This is a genomic window from Ruegeria sp. YTSA135 (assembly GCF_059610165.1).
This window is the reverse complement of record NZ_JBXWNC010000012.1, coordinates 88,671-110,949: the sequence shown is the minus strand read 5'-3', so window position 1 is coordinate 110,949 and position 22,279 is coordinate 88,671. Positions and strand designations below refer to the sequence as shown.

At 58.4% G+C, this 22,279-nt stretch carries 22 protein-coding genes; 15 read left to right on the top strand and 7 right to left on the bottom strand.

All coding sequences use genetic code 11. The features are described from left to right. Position 1 precedes the first annotated feature (1 nt). Entirely contained in the window at positions 2–784 is a 783-nt protein-coding gene (locus tag AC2FIT_RS15855; RefSeq protein WP_496831020.1) for a cobalamin B12-binding domain-containing protein, read from the bottom strand. 320 nt (positions 785–1,104) lie between these two features. On the opposite strand from AC2FIT_RS15855, the gene bchF reads away from it, so the two are divergent. The 15 genes from bchF (at position 1,105) to AC2FIT_RS15780 (ending at position 16,733) form a co-directional block, all read left to right on the top strand. Next, the gene (gene bchF / locus AC2FIT_RS15850) at positions 1,105–1,578 is read left to right on the top strand and encodes a 2-vinyl bacteriochlorophyllide hydratase (protein WP_496831051.1); all 474 of its coding nucleotides are present in this window, start codon (positions 1,105–1,107) and stop codon (positions 1,576–1,578) included. Further along, positions 1,575–2,852: a ferredoxin:protochlorophyllide reductase (ATP-dependent) subunit N gene (locus AC2FIT_RS15845; protein ID WP_496831019.1), complete on the top strand. Its 1,278-nt coding sequence runs from the start codon at positions 1,575–1,577 to the stop codon at positions 2,850–2,852. Before bchF ends, AC2FIT_RS15845 begins: the two co-directional genes overlap by 4 nt. Beyond that, positions 2,849–4,357, top strand: coding sequence for a ferredoxin:protochlorophyllide reductase (ATP-dependent) subunit B (gene bchB / locus AC2FIT_RS15840; protein WP_496831018.1), 1,509 nt, complete (start codon positions 2,849–2,851; stop codon positions 4,355–4,357). Before AC2FIT_RS15845 ends, bchB begins: the two co-directional genes overlap by 4 nt. Beyond that, complete coding sequence (locus AC2FIT_RS15835; protein ID WP_496831017.1) at positions 4,347–7,883, top strand: magnesium chelatase subunit H; 3,537 nt, start codon at positions 4,347–4,349, stop codon at positions 7,881–7,883. Before bchB ends, AC2FIT_RS15835 begins: the two co-directional genes overlap by 11 nt. Positions 7,884–7,893: 10 nt before the next feature. Continuing rightward, on the top strand, positions 7,894–8,793 hold the full coding sequence (gene bchL, locus AC2FIT_RS15830) for a ferredoxin:protochlorophyllide reductase (ATP-dependent) iron-sulfur ATP-binding protein (RefSeq protein ID WP_496831016.1): 900 nt from the start codon (positions 7,894–7,896) through the stop codon (positions 8,791–8,793). Continuing rightward, a complete protein-coding gene (gene bchM / locus AC2FIT_RS15825) occupies positions 8,793–9,461 on the top strand; it encodes a magnesium protoporphyrin IX methyltransferase (RefSeq protein WP_496831015.1) in 669 nt (222 codons plus the stop codon). The genes bchL and bchM overlap by 1 nt, the downstream gene beginning before the upstream one ends. Next, complete coding sequence (locus AC2FIT_RS15820) at positions 9,458–10,879, top strand: PucC family protein (RefSeq protein ID WP_496831014.1); 1,422 nt, start codon at positions 9,458–9,460, stop codon at positions 10,877–10,879. Before bchM ends, AC2FIT_RS15820 begins: the two co-directional genes overlap by 4 nt. 31 nt (positions 10,880–10,910) lie before the next feature. After that, positions 10,911–11,681 (top strand): photosynthetic reaction center subunit H, encoded by a 771-nt coding sequence (puhA, locus tag AC2FIT_RS15815; RefSeq protein ID WP_496831013.1) that lies wholly within the window; start codon positions 10,911–10,913, stop codon positions 11,679–11,681. A 16-nt stretch (positions 11,682–11,697) separates the two neighbouring features. Continuing rightward, a complete protein-coding gene (gene puhB, locus AC2FIT_RS15810) occupies positions 11,698–12,321 on the top strand; it encodes a photosynthetic complex putative assembly protein PuhB (protein WP_496831012.1) in 624 nt (207 codons plus the stop codon). Between the two features lie 10 nt (positions 12,322–12,331). Continuing rightward, a complete protein-coding gene (gene puhC / locus AC2FIT_RS15805; RefSeq protein ID WP_496831011.1) occupies positions 12,332–12,799 on the top strand; it encodes a photosynthetic complex assembly protein PuhC in 468 nt (155 codons plus the stop codon). Positions 12,800–12,812: 13 nt separating this feature from the next. Then, positions 12,813–13,109, top strand: a complete 297-nt coding sequence (locus tag AC2FIT_RS15800; RefSeq protein ID WP_496831010.1) for an O2-dependent cyclase accessory protein — start codon at positions 12,813–12,815, stop codon at positions 13,107–13,109. Further along, on the top strand, positions 13,106–14,233 hold the full coding sequence (gene acsF, locus AC2FIT_RS15795; protein ID WP_496831009.1) for a magnesium-protoporphyrin IX monomethyl ester (oxidative) cyclase: 1,128 nt from the start codon (positions 13,106–13,108) through the stop codon (positions 14,231–14,233). The genes AC2FIT_RS15800 and acsF overlap by 4 nt, the downstream gene beginning before the upstream one ends. Beyond that, positions 14,233–15,036: a putative photosynthetic complex assembly protein PuhE gene (puhE, locus tag AC2FIT_RS15790; protein ID WP_475180556.1), complete on the top strand. Its 804-nt coding sequence runs from the start codon at positions 14,233–14,235 to the stop codon at positions 15,034–15,036. Before acsF ends, puhE begins: the two co-directional genes overlap by 1 nt. Beyond that, complete coding sequence (hemA, locus tag AC2FIT_RS15785; protein ID WP_496831008.1) at positions 15,026–16,240, top strand: 5-aminolevulinate synthase; 1,215 nt, start codon at positions 15,026–15,028, stop codon at positions 16,238–16,240. Before puhE ends, hemA begins: the two co-directional genes overlap by 11 nt. A 67-nt stretch (positions 16,241–16,307) precedes the next feature. After that, positions 16,308–16,733 (top strand): c-type cytochrome, encoded by a 426-nt coding sequence (locus tag AC2FIT_RS15780; RefSeq protein WP_496831007.1) that lies wholly within the window; start codon positions 16,308–16,310, stop codon positions 16,731–16,733. On the opposite strand, the gene dxs is transcribed toward AC2FIT_RS15780, so the two are convergent. The 6 genes from dxs to pufB all read right to left on the bottom strand — a co-directional run bounded on the left by dxs (position 16,730) and on the right by pufB (position 22,232). Next, on the bottom strand, positions 16,730–18,652 hold the full coding sequence (dxs, locus tag AC2FIT_RS15775; protein WP_496831006.1) for a 1-deoxy-D-xylulose-5-phosphate synthase: 1,923 nt from the start codon (positions 18,650–18,652) through the stop codon (positions 16,730–16,732). The genes AC2FIT_RS15780 and dxs overlap by 4 nt on opposite strands. Before the next feature lie 185 nt (positions 18,653–18,837). Further along, the gene (pufC, locus tag AC2FIT_RS15770; protein ID WP_496831005.1) at positions 18,838–19,953 is read right to left on the bottom strand and encodes a photosynthetic reaction center cytochrome PufC; all 1,116 of its coding nucleotides are present in this window, start codon (positions 19,951–19,953) and stop codon (positions 18,838–18,840) included. Position 19,954: 1 nt separating this feature from the next. After that, positions 19,955–20,941, bottom strand: a complete 987-nt coding sequence (gene pufM / locus AC2FIT_RS15765) for a photosynthetic reaction center subunit M (RefSeq protein WP_496831004.1) — start codon at positions 20,939–20,941, stop codon at positions 19,955–19,957. 3 nt (positions 20,942–20,944) lie between these two features. After that, the gene (gene pufL / locus AC2FIT_RS15760; RefSeq protein ID WP_475180537.1) at positions 20,945–21,784 is read right to left on the bottom strand and encodes a photosynthetic reaction center subunit L; all 840 of its coding nucleotides are present in this window, start codon (positions 21,782–21,784) and stop codon (positions 20,945–20,947) included. Between the two features lie 126 nt (positions 21,785–21,910). Continuing rightward, the gene (pufA, locus tag AC2FIT_RS15755; protein WP_068334249.1) at positions 21,911–22,069 is read right to left on the bottom strand and encodes a light-harvesting antenna LH1, alpha subunit; all 159 of its coding nucleotides are present in this window, start codon (positions 22,067–22,069) and stop codon (positions 21,911–21,913) included. Positions 22,070–22,082: 13 nt separating this feature from the next. After that, the gene (gene pufB / locus AC2FIT_RS15750) at positions 22,083–22,232 is read right to left on the bottom strand and encodes a light-harvesting antenna LH1, beta subunit (protein ID WP_068334243.1); all 150 of its coding nucleotides are present in this window, start codon (positions 22,230–22,232) and stop codon (positions 22,083–22,085) included. Positions 22,233–22,279 lie beyond the last annotated feature (47 nt).

Genomic DNA, 22,279 nt, shown 5'->3' with positions numbered 1-22,279 from the left:
TTTATTGAGCCGCCAGCGGTTCCGTAGAACTCCTGGCATTTGTCAGACCAGCGAGAGCGGCCTCAAAATTGGATGTTACTAAATCCGCCCCTGTACTTGCTGAAGTCAACTTCACTTGCTTTTCTATCGCCCCGCCGATGACCAGTCGTGGCGGCTGGTCTATTTCTGATCGAATACGTGTTATGAAATGCACAGCATTGTCAAGAGCCAGACTTCCTGCGCAAGAAATTAGGACCGCATCGAACGCGCCCCGCTTGATGCACGCGATGGCCTCTTTCGGCGTAGCGCCCCCCAGCAATTGAACCGAACAGCCCATCCGCCGCAGTTGCGATGCAGCGACAACGGACCCAATCATGTGCTGTTCACCCGGTGCAATTACAACCAGAACGGTGGGTTGCCCAGTGCAGCGCGGGCGCAACTCCCACGTTTCGGAAAGAGCCTTGCAAATTGCATATAAGCGCGAGGACGCCAACGTAACATCGGCAAAGCTCGCTTCGTCATCCACCCATGCTTGACCTGCGCGACAGGCGGCGTCGGGGATGCAAATATCGATTATTTCAGACGAAGACACACCGGTTTCCTCCAGAAAACAAAGCGTTTCTTCAAACGAGAACGGAACCGGGGAAATGACGTGTGCATATAGCCAATCCGTTATCGAACCTAAATTCAGAGACGACGGATTCTGCGGATGAGAGTCCAAGGATTTCAGCACCCGCTTTGCAAATGCTTCCAGTTGATTTTGATTCAGCGGTCGACTGCCTTCAAACGGATCGACTGGGGGCATTGGATTATCCAATCCTTGCTAAAGAAAAGCCGCTGGAATCGGCAGAAACACATTCAAACGACTTAATGTCAGTCTGGTTCAAGCCGCAGCGTTTGTCAAATAAAGTAGACATAATATGGACGCCCTGAGCGCCAACGTAAGGAAACTTCAATTTTCCGTATTTAAAGCAAATAGTTATGCTTTTGCTTATAAATTGTGCGCTCGGCTTTACAGTTCGAATCCGTCAATTCAAAAGTGTAAGTTTTAATTGACACATTCATGTTTATCCTTCTACGCTGAGATGGAAGTTCAGCAGGGAGGCCATCGTGGCGCAATCAGCCATGAACACGCCTGGAACGCACCAGCTTTACACTCCTGACCAACTGGCGCGCCGGGACAGCACATATTGGACGACCGTTCAGGGCGTCCTGGCGCCACTGCAATTCGCGGTGTTTCTCGTCTCGCTTGCGTTGGTGGTGCGCTATCTTGCGACCGGCGAAGGCTACGCAATCGCCACGGTTTCAATTCTCCTGAAAACTCTCGTTTTGTACCTGATTATGATCACAGGGGCGATCTGGGAAAAGGTTGTTTTCGGGCAGTACTTGCTGGCGCCTGCTTTCTTCTGGGAAGACGTGGTCAGCTTTTTGGCCATTGCGCTGCACACGGCGTATTTGGTCGCCCTTTCAACTGGTTGGCTGACGCCGGCACAACTGATGCTGCTGACGCTGGCAGCTTATCTTGTGTACGTTATCAACGCTGGCCAGTTTCTTTTGAAACTGCGCCGCGCGCGGCTGCAGATGCAGGTACCCACATGACGACGCCCGGCCAGATATCCAAAGGCTGCACCCAAACGCCGGTCCTGCGTGAGCGTGGACAGCACGAGGTTTTCTGCGGCTTAACCTCTATCATCTGGTTGCATCGGATGATGCCAGATTCCTTCTTTCTGGTTGTTGGATCCCGCACCTGCGCCCACCTTCTTCAAAGCGCAGCAGGCGTGATGATTTTTGCCGAGCCTCGCTTTGGTACCGCGATTCTTGAGGAGACCGACCTGGCCGGAATGTCTGACGCACAGGATGAGATCGACCGCGAGGTCGACCGTCTACTGTCAAGGCGCGCTGACATTCGTCGTTTGTTCCTTGTCGGGTCCTGCCCATCCGAAGTGATTAAGCTGGATCTTGCCAAGGCAGCCGAACGCCTGAATGCCCGCTACGCGCCGAAGATCAGGGTACTGAACTTTACAGGTTCAGGGATCGAAACGACGTTTACCCAAGGCGAGGATAGCTGCCTTGCGGCGATGGTGGCCGCAATGCCCTCAAGTGACACCGCAAGGCTGGTGATTGCTGGTGGTCTTCCTGACGTGGTGCAGGATCAGATGCTGGACCTGCTGGATAGGATTGGCGTGAAGGACGTCAGGCTATTGCCCAACCGATCCAGCGATGAGGAATTCGGCATTGGCCCGAACACACACGTTGCCTTTGTACAGCCCTTCCTGGGCGAGACATTTGACATTCTGCTCCGTCGGGGCGCCCACCCCATAAGCGCGCCGTTCCCATTCGGCGAACAGGGGACAACAGCGTGGTTGCAAGCCATCGCGTCCCGGTTCGGCATTTCTGCAAATCATGTCGATGCCGTGACCGAACCCGCGCGGCTTCGGGCGCGTAAGGCTGTGGCGCAGGCGTCCGAGCCGTTGGACGGAAAGCGTGTCTTTCTTATGCCCGACAGCCAGCTAGAGGTTCCACTTGCCCGCTTTCTATCGCGTGAATGCGGTATGGAACTGGTGGAGGTTGGCACTCCTTACCTCCATCGCGATCTGGTCGGGTGCGATCTGGCCCAGATTGCCGAATGCCCCACCCTGTCCGAAGGGCAGGACGTGGAAAAACAACTCGACCGCGTGCGCGCGGCGCGTCCCGATCTGACGGTTTGCGGTCTTGGCCTCGCCAACCCGCTGGAGGCCGAAGGGCTGGCGACCAAATGGGCGATCGAGCTGGTCTTCTCACCCATCCACTTCTACGAACAGGCTGGCGATCTTGCCGGGCTGTTTGCGCGACCGCTGAGACGACGGGCCATGTTGCAGGTGGCTGCGGAATGAAGCTCTCGGTCTGGACATATGAAGGCCCGCCCCATGTCGGGGCCATGCGTGTCGCCACCGCGATGAACGGCTTGCACTATGTCCTGCACGCGCCGCAGGGCGATACTTATGCAGATCTTCTGTTCACCATGATCGAGCGCCGCAACCACCGCCCGCCAGTGACATATACGACTTTTCAGGCGCGTGATCTGGGCTCGGACACGGCCAAACTGTTTCGCGATGCCTGTCAGGCGGCTTATGACCGGTTCCGACCGCAGGCCATGATTGTCGGAGCCTCTTGCACCGCCGAATTGATACAGGACGATCCCGGCGGCCTGGGCGCAGCCCTCGGCCTGCCGATCCCTGTGATCCCATTGGAATTGCCTAGCTATCAGCGGAAAGAGAATTTCGGGGCGGATGAGACCTTTTTGCAGATCGTGCGTACGCTTGCCAAGCCGACAGACCGGAGCGCTCGGGTATCGTGCAACCTGATCGGGCCAACCGCGCTTGGGTTCCGGCACCGCGACGACATTACCGAAGTTACCGCTCTGCTGAACGACATGGGTGTCGAGGTGAATGTCACTGCCCCCTATGGCGCAACGCCAGCAGACATCGCGCGTCTGGGTGCCGCACATTTCAACGTATTGATGTATCCTGAAACCGGTGAAAGTGCCTGCCGCTGGATGGAGCGCACTCTGGGCCAGCCCTATACACGCATCATCCCGATTGGGGTTGGCTCCACCAAGGATTTTGTCGACGAGGTCGCTGCGTTGACCGGGTGCGCACCGCGTCTCGATACGGATCGCCTGCGCCTGCCGTGGTACTCGGCCAGTGTTGACAGCACCTATTTAACCGGAAAGCGCGTGTTCATCTTCGGCGATGGCACTCATGTCGCCACCGCCACCCGGATCGCGCGCGAGGAAATGGGGTTCGAGGTTGTAGGCATCGGCTGCTTCAACCGCGAGATGGCTCGCCCGATCCGCGCGGTTGCAAAGGATATCGGCGTCGAGGCGCTGATCAGTGACGACTATCTTGAGGTTGAAGCCAGGATTTCGAACCTCGCCCCCGAACTGATCCTCGGCACCCAGATGGAACGCCATATCGGCAAGCGCCTTGGCATTCCCTGCGCGGTGATTTCGGCGCCGGTGCATGTGCAGGATTTCCCCGCGCGATACTCGCCTCAGATGGGGATCGAAGGCGCCAATGTCATCTTTGACACCTGGGTCCACCCGCTTGTGATGGGACTTGAAGAACACCTTCTGCACATGTTCCGCGAGGATCCCGAATTCAACGACGCCGCTGGCCCTTCGCATCATGCACACGGGGCCAAACAGGTGTCGGACGCACCAGACCCCGTCGGCGCGCAGATCATCTGGCTGGACGAGGCCGAGCGTGAACTGCGCAAGGTTCCGTTCTTCGTGCGGGGCAAGGCGCGTCGCAACACCGAAGCCTTTGCCGAGGCACGGGGCGAATCCGAAATCTCAGTCGAAACTCTGTACGAGGCGAAAGCCCACTATGCGCGATGATTTCCAGACATATCGGCCCTATCGCGTCGCGATCGTGACGCTGGACAGCCACGCCGCTGGCCCGTGCGCGCGCGTCCTCTCGACACTGCAGCGTGATTTTCCGGGGCTGGAGGTTCAGGTCTTCGCGGCTGCGGAATGGGGCAAAGACACCGCAGCGCTCGATAAGGCGAAACAGGTGGTTTCGCAGGCAGATATCGTCATCGCCAACCTGCTGTTTCTGGAAGAGCATGTTTTGGCAATCCTTCCCAGCCTGCAAGCCCGCCGTGACAGTTGCGACGCAATGATCGGCATTATCGCCGACGCGCAGATCGTCAAGCTGACCCGGATGGGTGTGCTGGATATGGCCGCGCCGACCTCTGGCGCGCTGAAACTGTTACGACGGCTGCGCGGATCGTCCAAACCATCGTCCGATACCGGCCAGCGCAAGATGAAGATCCTGCGTCGCCTGCCGCAGATCCTGAAATTCATTCCCGGCAAAGCGCAGGATTTGCGCGCGTGGTTTATCACCATGCAATACTGGCTGGGCAGTTCCGACGACAATATGGAGGCGATGGTCCGCTTTCTGATCGGCCGATACGCATCTCGCCCCGAATGGCGAGACGCCGCAGCCCCCGAGCCGCGCGACTATCCTGATACCGGGCTTTACCACCCCGACCTGCCGAGCCGTATCACCACAAACCCTGACGATCTGCCCGGCCCCAAAAAGCCGCACGCGACCGTTGGTGTTCTGATGATGCGGTCGTATGTGCTCAGCTCAGACACCGCACATTACGACGCCGTGATCCGAGCTCTTGAGGCGCGCGGCCTGAAAGCTATCCCTGCTTTTGCGGGTGGGTTGGATGCCCGACCGGCCATTGATCAGTTTTTCCAACCGAACGGACAGCGCAAGATCGACGCGCTGCTTTCGCTGACCGGGTTCTCGCTGGTGGGTGGCCCGGCATATAACGACAATGACAGCGCCGTCAGAGTACTGGAACAGCTTGATATTCCTTATGTTTCGGCACACCCGCTTGAATTCCAGACACTTGAGCAGTGGGCCGGGTCAAAACAAGGGCTTGGCCCCATTGAGACCACGATGCTGGTCGCGCTGCCCGAATTGGACGGGGCAACCTGCCCCACCGTGTTTGCCGGCCGCCACGGCATCAGCAATAATGGAACGCAAGGCGGCAAGGCCATGGCCCCATGTCCGGAACGTGTAGACATGCTAGCGGCCCGTCTGAACCGGTTGGCATCGCTGCGCAAGTCCCGCCCGCAAGACCGTAAGCTGGCCATTGTCCTGTTCGGTTTTCCGCCCAACGCGGGCGCTGCCGGGACGGCGGCACATCTGGATGTCTTTGCCTCTTTGCTGAATACGATGCAGGCGCTGAAGGTCGAAGGATACGACCTTGATCCGCCTGAAACCGTCGACGAGTTGCGCGAAGCCGTTCTGGGCGGCAGCGCCGAAGTTTACGGGCAAGAGGCCAACGTTGCCGCCAAGATCAGTGCCGACGATATCGTGCGTGATACGCCATGGCTGGAAGAGATTGAGGCCAGCTGGGGCCCTGCCCCCGGAAGGGTTCAGACCGACGGGCGGGATGTCTTTGTGCTTGGCCGTCAGTTCGGCAACATCTTCGTCGGCCTGCAACCGGGTTTCGGCTATGAGGGCGACCCGATGCGCCTGCTGTTCGAGCATGGCTTTGCCCCGACCCACGCCTTTGCGCAGTTCTACCTGTGGCTGCGCAACAGTTTTGGTGCAGACGCAGTGCTGCATTTCGGAATGCACGGCGCGCTGGAATTCATGCCCGGAAAGCAAACGGGTCTCAGCGGTGCAGACTGGCCGGACCGCCTGATCGGGGACTTACCGAACATCTACCTTTATGCCGCGAACAATCCGTCCGAAGCCTCGTTGGCCAAACGTCGGTCATGTGCCGTGACGGTCAGCCATTTGACGCCGCCGCTCTCAAGCGCAGGATTGTACAAAGGCTTGGCCGAACTGAAGGACAGCCTGAACCGTTGGCGCACCCTGCCCCCTGATGCGATAGAGCTGGCTGATCTAGAAACACTGATCGCCGATCAGGCCGAGGCCGTTGACATGGAGGGGACGGATCCGGCGGCCCTGTGGCACACACTTTTGGACACCGAAGGCGCACTGATCCCCGAAGGTCTGCACGTGGTCGGCCAGACCATGACCGATCAGGAGCGGTCAGATTACTTGGACCTGTTGCCCGATCTGGATGCCGTTGATCGCGCGGAAATGGACGCGGCACTGTCGCGAGAAACCGAACTACCCGCATTGATGCGGGCTTTGGATGGCCGGTACACGACCCCCGTTCCCGGCGGTGATCTGCTGCGCAATCCCGATATTCTGCCAACAGGCCGCAACATCCACGCGTTTGATCCGTTCCGAATGCCCACGGCCTATGCCTGTCACGACGGCGCAAAACAAGCTGAGTTGCTGTTAAAAACCCATGCCTCAGTGCCGCGAAGTGTGGCTTTGGTTCTTTGGGGCAGCGACAATATCAAATCCGACGGTGGTCCTATCGGGCAAGCGCTGGCGCTGATGGGCGCAAAACCCCGGTTTGACAGCTTTGGCCGTCTGTGCGGCGCGGACCTGATCCCGCTGTCGGAACTGGGCCGTCCGCGGATCGACGTGGTGATGACCCTTTCGGGTATTTTCCGCGATCTGTTGCCCCTGCAAACCCGCCTGCTGGCCGAGGCCGCGCTGAAGGCCGCGCAAGCCGATGAACCGCTGGGCCAGAACTTTATCCGCGCGCATAGCCTCTCGTATGCCGAGCGCACGAATGTGTCGTTGGACGAGGCCGCACTGCGCGTCTTTTCAAATGCCGAAGGGGCCTATGGCTCGAACGTTAATCAACTGGTCGACAGTCTGGCCTTTGTGGATGAGGACGAGCTGGCCGACGCATACGAGGCCCGCAAGGGGTTTGCCTATGATACGAAAGGCAAGGCCCACAAAAACACCGATCTGTTGCAACAGACGATGAAAGATGTCGAAGTTGCCTATCAGAACCTCGAATCCGTTGAGCTTGGTGTCACCACTGTTGACCACTACTTCGACACGCTGGGCGGCATTTCCCGCGCCGTTCGCCGGGCGCGGGGTTCAGATGTTGCTGTCTACATCAGCGACCAGACACGCGGCGACGGCAAGGTGCGGACGCTGGCTGATCAGGTGGCACTGGAAACTCGGTCACGCTCGCTGAACCCGAAGTTTTACGAAGGCCTGCTGAAACATGGTGCCGAAGGTGTGCGCCAGATCGAAGCGCATGTGACCAACACACTGGGCTGGTCAGCCACGACCGGTCAGGTCGAACCCTGGGTGTATCAGCGTATTTCGGAAACATTCGTCTTGGACGAAACCATGCGCAACCGGCTGGCCGATCTGAACCCGGTCGCGTCAAGCCGTATGGCAAACCGTCTGCTTGAGGCCAATGACCGCGCCTATTGGCAGCCCGATGCCGAAACGCTTGGCGCACTGCAACGTGCGGCCGACGCCCTGGAAGACCGGATGGAAGGGATTGCTGCGGAATGAGGATTACATCATGAGCCCACTGGATAAGAACCTTCCGAACCTGACTGGCCTTGATGGAGAAGGCTCGGTTCAGGTGCATCAGGACCCGACCGCGCGGATAGAAGGAGCCAAGGTGTTCTCGGTCTATGGCAAAGGCGGGATCGGGAAATCCACCACCAGTTCGAACCTGTCGGCGGCGTTTTCGACCTTGGGTAAGCGGGTGCTGCAGATCGGTTGTGACCCAAAACATGACAGCACCTTCACCCTGACCGGATCACTGGTGCCGACGGTCATCGACATTCTGAAAGAGGTTGATTTCCACCCCGAGGAACTGCGCCCCGAAGACTTTGTGTTCGAAGGCTGGGGTGGCGTGCAATGTGTCGAGGCTGGCGGCCCTCCTGCCGGGACTGGCTGCGGTGGCTATGTCGTGGGCCAGACCGTGAAACTGCTGAAACAGCATCACATGCTGGACGATACTGATGTGGTGATCTTTGACGTGCTGGGCGATGTGGTCTGCGGCGGGTTTGCCGCGCCGCTGCAACATGCTGACCGGGCTGTGATCGTCACCGCAAACGACTTTGACTCGATCTATGCGATGAACCGGATCATCGCAGCCGTTCAGGCGAAATCCACCAATTACAAGGTTCGTCTGGCCGGGTGCGTCGCCAATCGCAGCCGTGACACGGATGAGGTGGATCGCTTCTGTGATCAGGTCGGCTTCAAGCGCATCGCGCATATGCCCGATGTGGACGCCATCCGCCGCTCGCGCCTCAAGAAGAAAACCCTGTTCGAGATGGACGATGACGAAGATGTCGTCCGCTGCCGCGCTGAATATGTCCGGCTGGCCGAAACCCTTTGGAACGGGACCGAAGCCTTGGCCCCCGACCCTCTGCCAGACCGTGTGATCTTTGAATTGCTAGGGTTCGACTAATGACTTATGAGGCGACACGCGCACGGGTCGAAACCTATTTCGACCGCACCGCCACCCGCACGTGGGAGCGGCTGACCAGCGATGCGCCGGTGTCGAAAATTCGTCAGACCGTGCGCGAAGGCCGAGACCAGATGCGGGATCGCCTGTTGAGCGCGCTTCCACAAGACTTGACAGGCCGTCGCATTCTGGATGCGGGCTGCGGCACAGGTCAGTTGACCGAGGTTTTGGCAGCGCGCGGCGCCGAGGTTGTGGCAATCGACATTTCGCCAGCCCTGATCAACATCGCCCGTGCGCGTTTGCCAGCGCCATTGCAAGCGAAGGTGGATTTCCACGCCGGTGACATGCTGCACGAACCCAGCGGCCCATTCGATCATGTCTTTGCCATGGATAGTCTGATTTACTACGACACCGACCATATCCGCACAGCGGTTGACCGGTTCGTCGATCACGGCGCGACCGTGCGGTTCACCATCGCTCCACGCACGATGCTGCTGGCAGCCATGTGGTACGCGGGCAAGGTGTTCCCCAAAAGCGATCGCTCGCCGACCATGGTGCCGCACAACACAGCGACGTTAAAGCGCAAGCTGGATGGTGCCGGTAAAGTCCGCGATCTGGGGCGCGTCAATTGCGGTTTCTACATCTCTCACGCGTTGGAGGTCGCCTCATGAGCCAGCGCCCCTCGCCCTTCACCCGGATACCGGCCGAGTTCCTGCCCTTTGCAGATGCCGCAAGCGCGGATCTGCCTTTGGGGCAGTTGCTGCGGCTGTCGCTGTTTCAGGTGTCGGTCGGAATGGCCTCGGTCATGCTGCTGGGCACGCTGAACCGCGTGATGATTGTCGAACTTGGCGTTGCCGCGACGGTTGTTGCCATCATGATTGCCCTGCCTGTGCTGATCGCACCCTTCCGTGCCCTTCTGGGGTTCCGCAGTGACACCCATCGCAGTGCGATTGGATGGAAGCGTATCCCTTATCTGTGGTTCGGCTCGATCTGGCAGATGGGTGGGCTTGCTGTCATGCCCTTTGCCCTGCTGGTTCTGGGCGGCCACTCCACGCTGCACGTTCCCTTCGCGGGTGAGGCACTGGCGGCGATATCCTTCCTGATGGCGGGTCTTGGCATCCACATGACCCAAACCGCTGGGTTGGCTCTGGCCTGCGACCGCGCAACACCCGAGACGCGGCCCAAAGTTGTTGCTCTGCTCTATGTCATGTTCCTGATTGGCATGGGCGCATCGGCGTTGATCGTCGGTTGGCTGCTGCGTGACTTTTCCGACCTGCGCCTGATCCGCGTGGTTCAGGGCGCGGCAGTTGTTGGCATGGTGCTGAACATGATCGCGCTTTGGCGGCAGGAAAAAGTCCGCCCGATGAGCGCAGAAGAACGCGCAGCCCCCCGCCCCCGGTTCAGCGACGCATGGTCCGATCTGCTGAGCGGAGGTCAGGCCGGACGGCTTTTGGCCGTCGTCTTCCTTGGCACCATGGCATTCAACATGCAGGATGTGCTGCTTGAGCCTTACGGCGGCGAAATCCTTGGCCTTTCGGTTTCATCCACGACCGTTTTGACGGCCATGTGGGCAACCGGAGCACTGGCTGGATATGGCTTATCGGCGCGGCTGCTTGGGCATGGGCGCGATCCGATCCGTCTGTCCTGCGGTGGCATTCTTGTTGGCATCGTTGCCTTCAGCGCAGTGATTTTCTCGGCCCCGATGCAAGCTCCGATGCTGTTCTTCACCGGTGCCGGGCTGATTGGTTTTGGCGGCGGGATCTTCGCCGTCTGCACCCTGATCTCAACGATGTCTCTACCCGAACAGGGCTTTGCCGGGCGCGGTCTGGCCCTTGGCGCGTGGGGGGCTGCACAGGCAACCGCGTCGGGCCTTGCCATCGCTTTGGGCGGGGCTCTGCGCGACATCGTCAATGTGCAAGCCTTGAAGGGTAACTTGGGCACCGCGCTGGACTCGGCCGCCACGGGTTATTCCTTTGTCTACCATGCGGAAATCGCACTTCTTTTCATAACGCTGATTGTACTTGGCCCACTGGCAACCCGCAAACGCCGGGCTGCCGCGCCATCCGGATTGCCGGAGTTTCCGACATGATGCGTATTCCTCAAACCGAAAGGATCCCGGAATGACCCAGACCTTCTTCGGAAATTTTGACCTCGCCAGCCTGTCGATCTGGTTGTTTTGGGTCTTTTTCGCTCTGCTGATCTTTTACATCCAGCGGGAAAACATGCGTGAGGGCTTTCCACTGGTTGATGATGACGGCGAGGAAGCCCCCAATCAGGGGTTATTCTCAGTCCCCGACGACAAAACGTTCAAACTGCCGCACGGGCGAGGTGAAGTAACCGTTCCCAGCGGGCAACGCGGTGACCGCGATGACCTTGCACTGGAACGCACCAACGCCGCCGGTGGGTATCCGTTCGAACCCACTGGCAACCCGATGCTCGATGGTGTTGGGCCAGCATCTTGGGCGCCGCGCCGCGACATCCCGGAACTGGACGGACACGGACATCTGAAACTGCAACCGATGCGCGGGCTTGAGGCGTTCTCGCACGCTGCAGGTCGCGATCCGCGCGGCAAGCCTGTCGTCACCGGCGACAACAAGCCGGTGGGCACCGTGACGGATATGTGGATCGACGTGCCCGAGCAATTGGTCCGCTATCTCGAATATGAGCTGGACGCTGAATACGGCGGCGGCACCCGGTTGGTTCCGTTGACGATGACGCGCATCCAGTCAAACCGGGTCAAGGTACGCTCGATCTTTGCCGAGCATGTCAAAGACGTGCCCCAGATCGCCAGCCCCAACCAGTTGACCATGCTCGAAGAAGAAAAAATCAGCGCCTACTACGCCGGTGGCACGCTTTACGCCAGCGAAGCCCGGCAAGAGCCGCAGATCTGAAGTCAGGAGCAAACCCATGCCGCACGACGATTTCGCAGTTGAACCAGTTCCGGGCCTACCGGAACGCCCGCCCGAGGGTGAGGTGATCCTGTGGCAGGGTCGCCCTCATTGGTGGGCGCTTGCCAAATCCTCGGTCAGCGTTTTGTGGGTGGCTGGCTATTTCGCGTTTCTGACCATCTGGCGGTTTGTATCGGTCGTTGACCTGATGCCGCTGGACTTGGCCATCGCCGCGTCCCTGCCCTTTGTGATCCTTGGGGCGGTGACCTGTGCTTTGCTGGTCGTCTTTGCGGTGATTCAGGCGCGCAGCACAATGTATACGCTGACCAATCGCCGCGTCGCCATGCGTATCGGAGCGGCGCTGACCATGACGCTGAACCTGCCTTATACCAAGATCGACAGCGCCGATCTGGATCTGCGAAAAGACGGCACCGGGACGATTGCCTTAACTCTGCAGGGTCCGGTCCGGTTCAGCTACCTGTTGTGCTGGCCGCATGTGCGCCCCTGGCATTTCCACACCCAACCCGCCCTGCGCTGTATTCCCGATGCGGCGAACGTTGCGCGCATCCTTGCAGATGCCGCGGAAGCCCGCGTCAGTATCCCCCGCGTTGAACGCGATCTGAAACCGATCGCCGCGGAATAGGAGGCTCAAAATGACCGACACCCTGCACCAAACCCAGAACCAGGACCGAGAGTTGATCCCGCGCGTCCTGCTGCGGGCGATGGGACTGTTGGTTTGCGCCGTCCTCGCCATCGTCGCCTATGCGCGCCTAACGGATGTGCCGCTGTCGGCCTCGCCCCCCGCTGCAGAAATCACACATGAACGTGCGATGATTTTGGTCAGCGATGGCGTCAGCGGGGCGGTCACCGTCTTGTCCCCCGAAGGCGCGGTGATTGACCAGCTCAGCGCCACCGAAGGCGGCTTTGTCGCTGGTGTCGCCCGGGTGATTGATCGCACTCGAATGCAGGCAGACCAGCCTGCGAATACCCCCGTCATCGTGACGCGCCGCGCCAACGGCCGTCTCGATATTACCGATCCCTCAACGGGATGGAGCGCCGACCTCATGGGGTTTGGTGCCGACAACGCCAGACGTTTCGCCAGACTTCTGGATAAACCTTGAAAGGAAGCCAAACATGGGAATTTTGACGAAAGACTTTGAACGCGCGCCCTGCACAGTCGAGGTGAGCCACAAATTCGAGAGCCTGCACGCCCATGTCAGGTTCGACAACGGTGCCGTGATCTATCCCGGCGACGAGGTAAAGGTAAAAGGCCCTGAAATCATGGCTCCTTTCGGTGAAATCGTCATCGAACAGCGCGAGGCCACGATCATCCGCGCCAGTCTGTTGGAACGTCTCTGGACCCGCCTGACCGGCGATTTCGAAGTGATGGAGCTGTGCGAATTCTCGTTCTCTGAGGAGGTGTCGCTATGAACATTCAAGCCAAGCACACAGCTGACGCGACCTCGGTCGAAGAAGGTCTGGCTATCGCCGCCGAACAGGACGCCATCTATAACAACGAAATGGCGACCGAGACGGCGATGCAGAACACTCTGCTAACGCCGCGCTTTTACACCACCGATTTCGATGAGCTGGACGCGATTGATGTGTCTCCCGTTCGCGAAGACTGGGACAAGTTGATCGCGCAGATGGTTTCAGACCCGAACAAGGGGCACTTCAAAAAGAACGAAGACTGGGACCAGATCGACTGGGACGGTATGGAGCCGCAACTGAAGAAAGAGTTCATCGATTTCTTAATCTCATCCTGTACCGCCGAATTCTCGGGCTGTGTGCTGTACAAAGAGATGAAGCGGCGCGGAAATAACAAGGACATCACCCAGTTGTTCCAGCTCATGGCTCGGGATGAGGCGCGCCATGCGGGTTTCATCAACGATGCGCTGCGCGAGGCCGGGCTGCGGGTCAATCTGGGCTTCCTGACGCAGAAGAAGAAATATACCTATTTCCGGCCCAAGTTCATCTATTACGCCACTTACCTGTCTGAAAAGATCGGCTACGCCCGCTACATCACCATCTTCCGGCACCTTCAGGCCAATCCCGAGCATCGGTTCCATCCGATCTTCAAGTGGTTCGAAGAGTGGTGCAATGATGAGTTCAGCCATGGCGAGGCGTTTGCTTTGCTGATGAAGACCGACCCCAAGCTGACCTCGGGCGTCAACGTGCTGTGGATCAAATTCTTCCTGACCGCCGTATACGCAACCATGTTCGTGCGCGACCATCAGCGACCAGCCTTCCATGAGGCCTTGGGCGTCGATCCCGATTGGTACGCTCACGCGGTGTTCGAGAAAACCAGCGATCTCAGCAAGCAGATCTTTCCGATCACGCTGGACATTGACGATCCGCGCTGGCTCAAGAACTGCCGTGCGCTGCACCGGGCCAATGTGGATATCGCCGCAGCCAAGGAGCGTGGAGGTATTGCAGGCAAAGCCTCGCAGGTTTGGGGCTCTGTCAGGGCTGCCCGTGCTTTTGCCGCGTTGTACTTCATCCCAGCCAAAAAACATGAGGTTCCGGCCCAGACAAGATTGGAGCCTTGCTACTGATGACCCTCGCGCCCTGGATCGCCGCGCCTGCTGCGCTTTTCCTCTGGTGGTTTTCCACCGGGGCGATCCTGTGGGTGGTGCGCCGCAGTGCGGGCGGACGCAGCCGCGCCGCGCTGTGGTCATTACCTGCTCTGTTCGCCGGGTTGGCTGGATTTTGGGTGTCTCTGGCTAACGGCGACACGATGGCGGTCTATTTGGGCTTCATCAGTGCCCTATTGATTTGGGGCTGGATCGAATTGGCCTTTCTGTGTGGCATGATTACTGGCCCCAACGCCTACCCCTGCCCGACCGATGCGCCGTTCTGGGAAAGGTTCATCCGCGCCTGGGGGACGATCGCCTACCACGAGATGCTGCTGGTTCTGATCACCATCGCGCTTGCCGCAATCAGTTGGAACCAGCCCAACACTGTTGGCGCTTGGTGTTTCGGCATCCTCTTCGCGGCCCGCATATCGGCCAAGCTGAACCTGTTTTTCGGCGTACCGAAATTCAATACAGAATTTCTGCCCGACCACCTGTCGCACCTGCCCAGTCATTTCCGCATTGCCCGGATGAACTGGTTTTTCCCGATATCCGTGTCGCTCTTGTCAATTGCCGTCGCGCTGTTCATGGCGCAGGCCGGACATGCGGCGACTGATCCGCAGAAGACCGCAAAAATATTGTTGGCCAGCCTCACAGCGCTGGCCCTGTTGGAACACTGGTTGCTGGTTCTGCCGCTGCCCGACGCCAAACTCTGGCGTTGGATGCTGCCGGATCCGAAGCCACTGGCCATGAATACCGAAAGGGAGGGACGTCATGGAATTTGATAAGATGTTCAATGCACAGCTTGACAAGCTGAAGGAGGAAGGCAATTACAGGATATTTGCCGAGCTCGAACGGCTCTGCGGTGCTTTCCCGACCGCGAAATCCCATGTTGAAGACAGCCCTGACAAGGTAACGGTTTGGTGTTCAAACGACTATCTTGGCATGGGTCAGAATCCGAAAGTTCGGCAAGTGATGAAAGAGGTCATCGACAGTTGCGGCGTGGGTGCCGGCGGCACCCGCAATATTTCCGGCACGAACCATCACCATGTGCGGCTTGAGGAAGAACTGGCCGATCTGCATGGTAAAGAGGCCGCGTTGGTCTTTACCTCGGGCTATGTGTCCAACTGGGCATCGCTGTCGACCCTGGGAAGCCGTTTGCCTGATGCGGTTATTCTGAGCGATGAGTTGAATCACGCCTCAATGATCGAAGGCATCCGCCATTCGCGGACCAAGAAGATCATCTGGAAACACAACGACCCCGAAGACCTTGATCGCAAGCTGGCGGCCCTCCCTGTCAACAGCACCAAGATCGTGGCCTTCGAGTCGGTGTACTCGATGGACGGCGATGTCTGCCCAATGAAAGAAATCGTCGAAGTGGCTGAGAAACACGGTGCTCTTACCTATTTGGACGAGGTGCATGCCGTTGGCCTGTACGGGCCTCGCGGCGGTGGTATCAGCGAACGCGAAGGGCTGGCAGATCGCATCACGCTGATCGAAGGAACCCTGGGCAAAGCCTATGGCTGTATTGGCGGATATGTTACGGGGTCTGCTGCCCTGTGCGATTTCCTGCGCAGTTTTTCCAGCGGGTTTATCTTCACAACTGCTCTGCCCCCGGCCGTTGCGGCCGCGGCTACGGCAAGTATTCAGCACCTCAAAACCAGCGATGCTGAGCGCAACGCGCAAAGGCGGCAGGTGCAGCGTTTGCGCGACAAACTTGATGCCTATGGCATCCCGCATATGGACAACCCTAGCCATATTATTCCGGTGATGATCAAAGACCCTGTCAAGTGCCGGATGCTGTCGGATATATTGATGCGCGACTATGGTATCTACGTTCAGCCAATCAACTATCCAACTGTTCCCAAGGGTACCGAGCGGCTGCGCTTTACACCGTCACCCCTGCACAGCGATGCAGATATCGATCGATTGGTCGAGGCGCTGATGATATTGTGGAAGCAGTGTGCCTTGGCCCACGCGGTCGCTTGAATATACTGTGTGACGATTTGACATTGGAGCACGCGCGCTAAGTTTAGACTTCTCAGGAGGTATGCATATGAAAAGTACTCTATCAGCAGCGGTCGCCTTTGCCTTTGTGGCCATCCCCGCACTAGCGGAGGGTGACGCGGAACAAGGCGCAAAGAACTTTAATAAGTGCAAAGCCTGCCATGTCATAGTCGATGACGCCGGTGAAGAAATCGTAAAAGGCGGTAAGACCGGACCCAATCTGTACGGAGTGGTAGGCCGGACAGCCGGCACCTATGAAGGGTTCAACTATTCAGATGCAATGGTTTCTGCGGGTGAAGCCGGGCTCGTCTGGGAAGAGGCCGACTTTACGACCTATGTTGCGGATCCATCAAAGTTTTTGAAAGAATACCTCGACGACACAAGCGCGCGCGGGAAAATGACCTTCAAGCTTCGGAAAGAAGACGAAGTCGCAAATATCTGGGCGTATCTGGCCTCGGTTGGACCTCAGAGCTAACCCACAGCCGGAAATGACAAGATTTTGGTCTCGCGTGCGTAAAGCGCGCGAACTACCTCTTTAATATCTTGAGCTGTCATACCGGCATCTTCGTACATTTCACTTGGCGCGGCCTGCTCGATAAATCGATCGGGTAAGGTCATTGTGCGGATTCTCAATCCACGATCCAACGCGCCGGTGTTCGCCATGTGTGACAGAACGTGGGCCCCAAACCCGCCTTGCGCGCCTTGCTCAACAGTAACGATGGCGCTGTGAGAGGCTGCCAGGTCTGCAAGCAGTTCCGTATCAATCGGCTTGGCAAATCTTGCATCTGCAATCGTGGGGTTAAAACCTTGTTCAGCCAAAAGATCGGCTGCAACCATACATTCACTCAAATGCGCCCCAAGGGAGAGAATCGCGACATCTTCGCCCTGGCGGATAATCCGCCCTTTGCCAATGGGCAATATGTCTCCACGTTCGGGCAGCTCTGCCCCAACCCCGGCGCCGCGGGGAAAGCGCACGGCTGAAGGGCCTGCATCATAAGCCAGCGACGTGGCAACCATGTGGCGCAGCTCAGCCTCATCAGAAGGGGCCATGACGACAAACCCGGGCAGGCTGCACAGATAAGCCAGATCAAACGCGCCTGCGTGGGTCGCGCCGTCCGCGCCAACCAAACCTGCACGGTCGATGGCGAATCTGACCGGAAGACCTTGTAAGGCCACATCATGCACAACCTGATCGTACCCGCGTTGCAGGAATGTCGAGTAAATGGCGCAGACGGGTTTTAAGTCGCTCGCCGCCATTCCGGCCGCAAATGTCACCGCATGTTGCTCGGCTATGCCAACGTCGAACACGCGGCCGGGAAACCGGTCGGCCATGGTTTTAACGCCGGTTCCGGCTGGCATCGCGGCTGTTACTGCAACGATGGACGGATCGCGGCTGGCTTCGTCTGTCAGTGTCTCACCAAAGACCGAGGTATAGCTGGGGGCGTTGGACTTGGCCTTGTTCATCGCTCCGGTAGAGACATCGAACTTGGACACGCCGTGATACTTGTCGGCACTTTTTTCCGCTGGCGCGTAGCCTTTGCCTTTCACGGTCACGCAGTGGATCAACACCGGTCCCGTCGCGCGGGCCCGCACCGCGCGCAGCACCGGCAAGAGCTGACCCAGATCGTGGCCATTGATCGGGCCGATGTAGTCAAACCCCAATTCTTCGAAAAGCGTGCCTGTACCGGGCAGGCCCGATACCAACTGCCGAGCGCGGCGCATACCGGCACGAACAGGCGGCGGCATTGCGGCCTCGAACCCTTCGGTCAAGGAGTGCATCCGTGCCAGCGAATCCGGCGCGCAGAGCCGCGACAGATAGGTCGACATCGCACCAACGGGTGGAGCAATGCTCATCTCGTTATCATTCAGGATGACGAACAAACGTCGACCTTCGTCGCCCGCATTGTTCAGCGCCTCGTAAGCCATGCCTGCACTGATTGAGCCATCACCGATCACCGCGACCGCATCCCCGGTCGGCATTCCCATGTCGCGGCCGACGGCAAATCCCAATGCGGCGCTGATCGAGGTTGAGCTATGCGCCGCGCCAAACGGATCAAAGGCGGACTCGGACCGCTTGGTGAATCCGCTAAGACCACCCTTCTGCCGCAACGTTCGCATCCGGTCGCGCCGCCCCGTCAGCACCTTGTGCGGATAACACTGGTGCCCGACATCCCAGATCAGCTTGTCCATCGGCGTATTGAAAACCGCGTGCAGGGCGACGGTCAGTTCGACCACGCCCAGTGACGACCCCAGATGCCCACCTGTTTCCGATACAATGTCGATCACCTCATTGCGCAGTTCATCTGCAATCAGGGCCAGTTCCGCATCGCTTAAGATGCGCAGGTCGGACGGACCGGCAACGCGGTCCAACAGGGGTGTCTGAGTAGATGCCATTGATCCTCTCCGGTATATTGACCGGTGATCCGCTTGGGATTGAACGCACGCCCGCGCGGATCACCAGCCGGTCGTTCTGTCGCCACAGAACAGGTTTGGAACAGCTTGTGTTCCCTGCGCGAACCGCGGAAGCCACGGGGTCCGTGCTGCGTCAGGGCGTGCCGGCTAGGTTAAGTCAGCCTGCCCTATTCGTATTCCGGCGCCTCGGACGTGGTTAGTTCGGGCCAGTCCGCGATCATGTTCAAACCTTGCAACGGCTGTTGATAACCTTTGTGGCAGGTCCGGCAGGCGGCCTTGGGCGCATCCTGATGGATCGGGCCCAGACGATCTTCCGGGTAAACATCAGCCAATGGAACGAGGTAATCGTTGTTCAACTCCAGCACCATCGCGATACCAAGACTTGCAGTCGCCCATTGCGGCGTCACCTGTTCCGCGTCGTAAAATGCCCGGCTGTTGTGGCAGAACAAGCAATTCACACCCAAGGAGTTGCTCACATAATTCATCAGTGAATACGTGCGCTCGGTATCCTGAACCGTTGGGAAACCCTCATCCGCAGGTGAGCCTTCAACGCGGGATTCCAGATCGTGCACGCCGATTACGCCGTAGTTCAACAAATAGGTTTCCAAGGCATCCGACGGCAGAGACGTAAATTGGCTTTGCTCTGTGACGCGGTTCTGAACCGCGCCCCAACCCGTCATGGCATCGACCACCGGAGTGATGCTGAACCAGATATCGCTGGGGACGTTTTGCCCGCGATGGCAAGTATAGCAGTTTACACCAACCTCCTTGTTTGCATTGACGTGGCCATCCCAGTTTTCATTGATGTTCTGCGTCATCTCGATCATGCGACGGGACACGACCTTAGTATAAAGGTTGTCCTCTCCATAAGTCTCAAGATCACCGTCGCCATGGCAATAGGCGCAGCCCTGTTCGGGGGCCACCCAGAAAGTCATGGCAGTCATAAATCGGTTAAAATTGTCTTCTGTCAGATCACCGAGCACCTGAACATTTTCATAGATATCCTTGGCCAGAGCATCGCCGGGCTGAGGGATATATGGCTCTTCGGTTAGGTAATCCTCGATCGTCGGGTCGGGACGCTCGATTTCATTGACGAACTCGGTGACCGACATCCCCGTTCCCCGCGGTCCGGTCTGAATGCTTTTCGTGGCGAAGGGTTGCCCGAAAGCCACCAGCATTGCGGCGATAAAGATCGCGCCGCCCAGCGCACCGACCAGGATTGCCGGGCCGTAGATGTTTGTCGGGTTGTCTTTGTTCCAGTCATCGAACCACTTGGGAAGCATCTCAGTTCTCCTGGCCGATGAAGGCTTCGTAAGTGCCGAAGGCTTCGTATCCGTATGACCCGTCATAGGCGGGGGCGAAGCTGCGTTCCTGGGCCCAGATGAACCAGTTGTCGACCACTGTCCCGGTCAGCAGGATACCGATCCCGCCGGTGATCGGGGTCAGCACCGCAAACCACCAGGCCCAGCGGTGGATACCCTCCATCGTGGCGTTAAAGCCCATGGTCCAGCGCCAGAACAAAGCAGCCCGTTCTGATGCCGTGCCGCGATCCACGATCTGTTCAAGCTCACGGTCGCCACCAAAGCGGGTGACCGCCAGAATGGTCGCCCCATGCATCGCAAACAGCAGGACTGAGCCATAAAGGAACACGATCGAGAGACAATGGAACGGATTGTAGTAAAGATTGCCGTACCGGATCGAAAAGGCAGTGGTCCAATCCAGATGCGGGAAAATGCCGTAGGGCACCGCCTCTGACCAGGACCCCATGAAAATCGGGCGGAACAGACCTAGCACCAGGAACAACCAGATCGCCGCGGCAAAAGCCCAGGCCACGTGCTTGCCCATCTTGTGTTCTGCCGCCAGCAGATATGTGCGCAGCCACCATGAACAAACTGAAACCAGCAAAAAGAAACTGGCGATGATGTACCACCCGCCATCGCTCAGCGGTGGTATCGTCAAACCGTATTCCGGGCTGGGCGGCTCAAGCGCCAGCCAGAAGCCCTGCCGCAGAAACTCTGAGATCGACCAGTTGACCTGCGCCAGCATGTTCAGTCCGATGATATTCAACCACAGGATACCAGCCGCGACGCTGACCATACCGAACCAACCCAGATAAATCGGCCCGATCTGCGCGTTCCCGACCCAGCCGACGAGCTTTGAGAAAAACGGCTTGCCGATCCGTTCGCGGCTCATCTGGCGATTGTCGTCCATGCCCCATTCGGGTTCGCCCTGCACCTGCACTTGAGTAAAGATGTTTTGATATTCAATCATGGGTCACATCCCCGCCTGACTGGGCCAGATCGGCAGCTCAAGCCACCAGTTCCACCACTCGGGCCATCCTCGCGTCCAAACGGGGCCAGAGATGATTATACAAACGGCAGAAAAGAACCCGGCATTGATGGCCAGAAGGAAGCCGAGCCGGTGAATGCCCAGCGTTCCGATCGAATAGCCAATGAAATCGCGAAAGAACGTGTCCTCATGGTCCGGCGTCTTCATCTCTTCGCCCTTTTCCGGGTTCGCAGCCGACAGGATCAGCGCACCGTGCAGGGCTAGGGCGAACGTGGTCGCAAAGAACAGCGTCACGGCCAACATATGCGCCGGATTGTAGTGGAAATGCAGATATGCATAGCCTGTGTTGGACACCCAGTCGAGATGGCTAAAGATGCCGTAGGGGAAGCCATGACCCCACGCTCCCATCAACAATGGCCGGAAAACGACCAGGGTGACATAGGCGAAAATGGCGACGCCAAAGGCGAAAGGCACATGGTAACCCATTCCCAGCTTGCGACAGATTTCAACCTCGCGTAACGCCCAGCTGACAAACGCCCCGACCGCACAGAACGTTATGATCTGCCACAGCCCGCCCTCCATCAGAGGTGCCATGCCCAAGCCATAACTCAGATCAGGTGGGGCAATATTGATAAGCCAGGGATTGAACGTGCCCTGCATGGCCGCGCCCCAGAATATCAGGATCGTACCCAGCGCGGCGAAGAACACCGTCGTGACCCCGAAAAAGCCGACGTAAAATGGCCCGAACCAGAAATCGAACAGATCACCACCGATCAGCGTACCCCCGCGAACGCGGTATTTCTTTTCAAAGCTCAGCATCGCCATTGTCTTGCTCCGACAGTTCTGGTCATGGCCGGGTCAATTGCCCCGGTTCATGCCGCGGGCGATTCACGCCGCCCGCGGCTTTCTTTCAATCCATCGCGCGGCGCATTGCGCCCCGCCCTGGGCCTGTTAGAACCCGGCAGTCGCCGCGGCGTTCTCAAACCAGTTGAGACCGCTGCTAAGCACAACAAGATGGATCATGACGGCGAGCAGGAAGAGGAACACGCCTTGCGCCACAAAGACGCGACGCGGATCGAAGATCAGCCAAATCTTGTAGAATTTTGCCATTCTCAATCCCTCCTCAGAACCACGGAGCCCAGATATAGGTTGCAAGATGTGCAACCAGCGCAACGATCGCGAACAGCCATAGGCCGCTCATATAGACCGAATGCAGCTCCTGAGCTTGCTCGTCGGTAAGACCTGTAAAAGACAGGTCGTCATTATCAGCCATAAGGAACCTCCGGGTCACTATGCTGACGCCGCTTACCCAGCGGCTGG

What these genes read in the sequence shown, in the direction of transcription:
- AC2FIT_RS15855 (WP_496831020.1), bottom strand. Translation starts at nt 784, where the DNA reads ATGCCCCCAGTCGATCCGTTTGAAGGCAGTCGACCGCTGAATCAAAAT.
- bchF (WP_496831051.1), top strand. Translation starts at nt 1,105, where the DNA reads ATGAACACGCCTGGAACGCACCAGCTTTACACTCCTGACCAACTGGCG.
- AC2FIT_RS15845 (WP_496831019.1), top strand. Translation starts at nt 1,575, where the DNA reads ATGACGACGCCCGGCCAGATATCCAAAGGCTGCACCCAAACGCCGGTC.
- bchB (WP_496831018.1), top strand. Translation starts at nt 2,849, where the DNA reads ATGAAGCTCTCGGTCTGGACATATGAAGGCCCGCCCCATGTCGGGGCC.
- AC2FIT_RS15835 (WP_496831017.1), top strand. Translation starts at nt 4,347, where the DNA reads ATGCGCGATGATTTCCAGACATATCGGCCCTATCGCGTCGCGATCGTG.
- bchL (WP_496831016.1), top strand. Translation starts at nt 7,894, where the DNA reads ATGAGCCCACTGGATAAGAACCTTCCGAACCTGACTGGCCTTGATGGA.
- bchM (WP_496831015.1), top strand. Translation starts at nt 8,793, where the DNA reads ATGACTTATGAGGCGACACGCGCACGGGTCGAAACCTATTTCGACCGC.
- AC2FIT_RS15820 (WP_496831014.1), top strand. Translation starts at nt 9,458, where the DNA reads ATGAGCCAGCGCCCCTCGCCCTTCACCCGGATACCGGCCGAGTTCCTG.
- puhA (WP_496831013.1), top strand. Translation starts at nt 10,911, where the DNA reads ATGACCCAGACCTTCTTCGGAAATTTTGACCTCGCCAGCCTGTCGATC.
- puhB (WP_496831012.1), top strand. Translation starts at nt 11,698, where the DNA reads ATGCCGCACGACGATTTCGCAGTTGAACCAGTTCCGGGCCTACCGGAA.
- puhC (WP_496831011.1), top strand. Translation starts at nt 12,332, where the DNA reads ATGACCGACACCCTGCACCAAACCCAGAACCAGGACCGAGAGTTGATC.
- AC2FIT_RS15800 (WP_496831010.1), top strand. Translation starts at nt 12,813, where the DNA reads ATGGGAATTTTGACGAAAGACTTTGAACGCGCGCCCTGCACAGTCGAG.
- acsF (WP_496831009.1), top strand. Translation starts at nt 13,106, where the DNA reads ATGAACATTCAAGCCAAGCACACAGCTGACGCGACCTCGGTCGAAGAA.
- puhE (WP_475180556.1), top strand. Translation starts at nt 14,233, where the DNA reads ATGACCCTCGCGCCCTGGATCGCCGCGCCTGCTGCGCTTTTCCTCTGG.
- hemA (WP_496831008.1), top strand. Translation starts at nt 15,026, where the DNA reads ATGGAATTTGATAAGATGTTCAATGCACAGCTTGACAAGCTGAAGGAG.
- AC2FIT_RS15780 (WP_496831007.1), top strand. Translation starts at nt 16,308, where the DNA reads ATGAAAAGTACTCTATCAGCAGCGGTCGCCTTTGCCTTTGTGGCCATC.
- dxs (WP_496831006.1), bottom strand. Translation starts at nt 18,652, where the DNA reads ATGGCATCTACTCAGACACCCCTGTTGGACCGCGTTGCCGGTCCGTCC.
- pufC (WP_496831005.1), bottom strand. Translation starts at nt 19,953, where the DNA reads ATGCTTCCCAAGTGGTTCGATGACTGGAACAAAGACAACCCGACAAAC.
- pufM (WP_496831004.1), bottom strand. Translation starts at nt 20,941, where the DNA reads ATGATTGAATATCAAAACATCTTTACTCAAGTGCAGGTGCAGGGCGAA.
- pufL (WP_475180537.1), bottom strand. Translation starts at nt 21,784, where the DNA reads ATGGCGATGCTGAGCTTTGAAAAGAAATACCGCGTTCGCGGGGGTACG.
- pufA (WP_068334249.1), bottom strand. Translation starts at nt 22,069, where the DNA reads ATGGCAAAATTCTACAAGATTTGGCTGATCTTCGATCCGCGTCGCGTC.
- pufB (WP_068334243.1), bottom strand. Translation starts at nt 22,232, where the DNA reads ATGGCTGATAATGACGACCTGTCTTTTACAGGTCTTACCGACGAGCAA.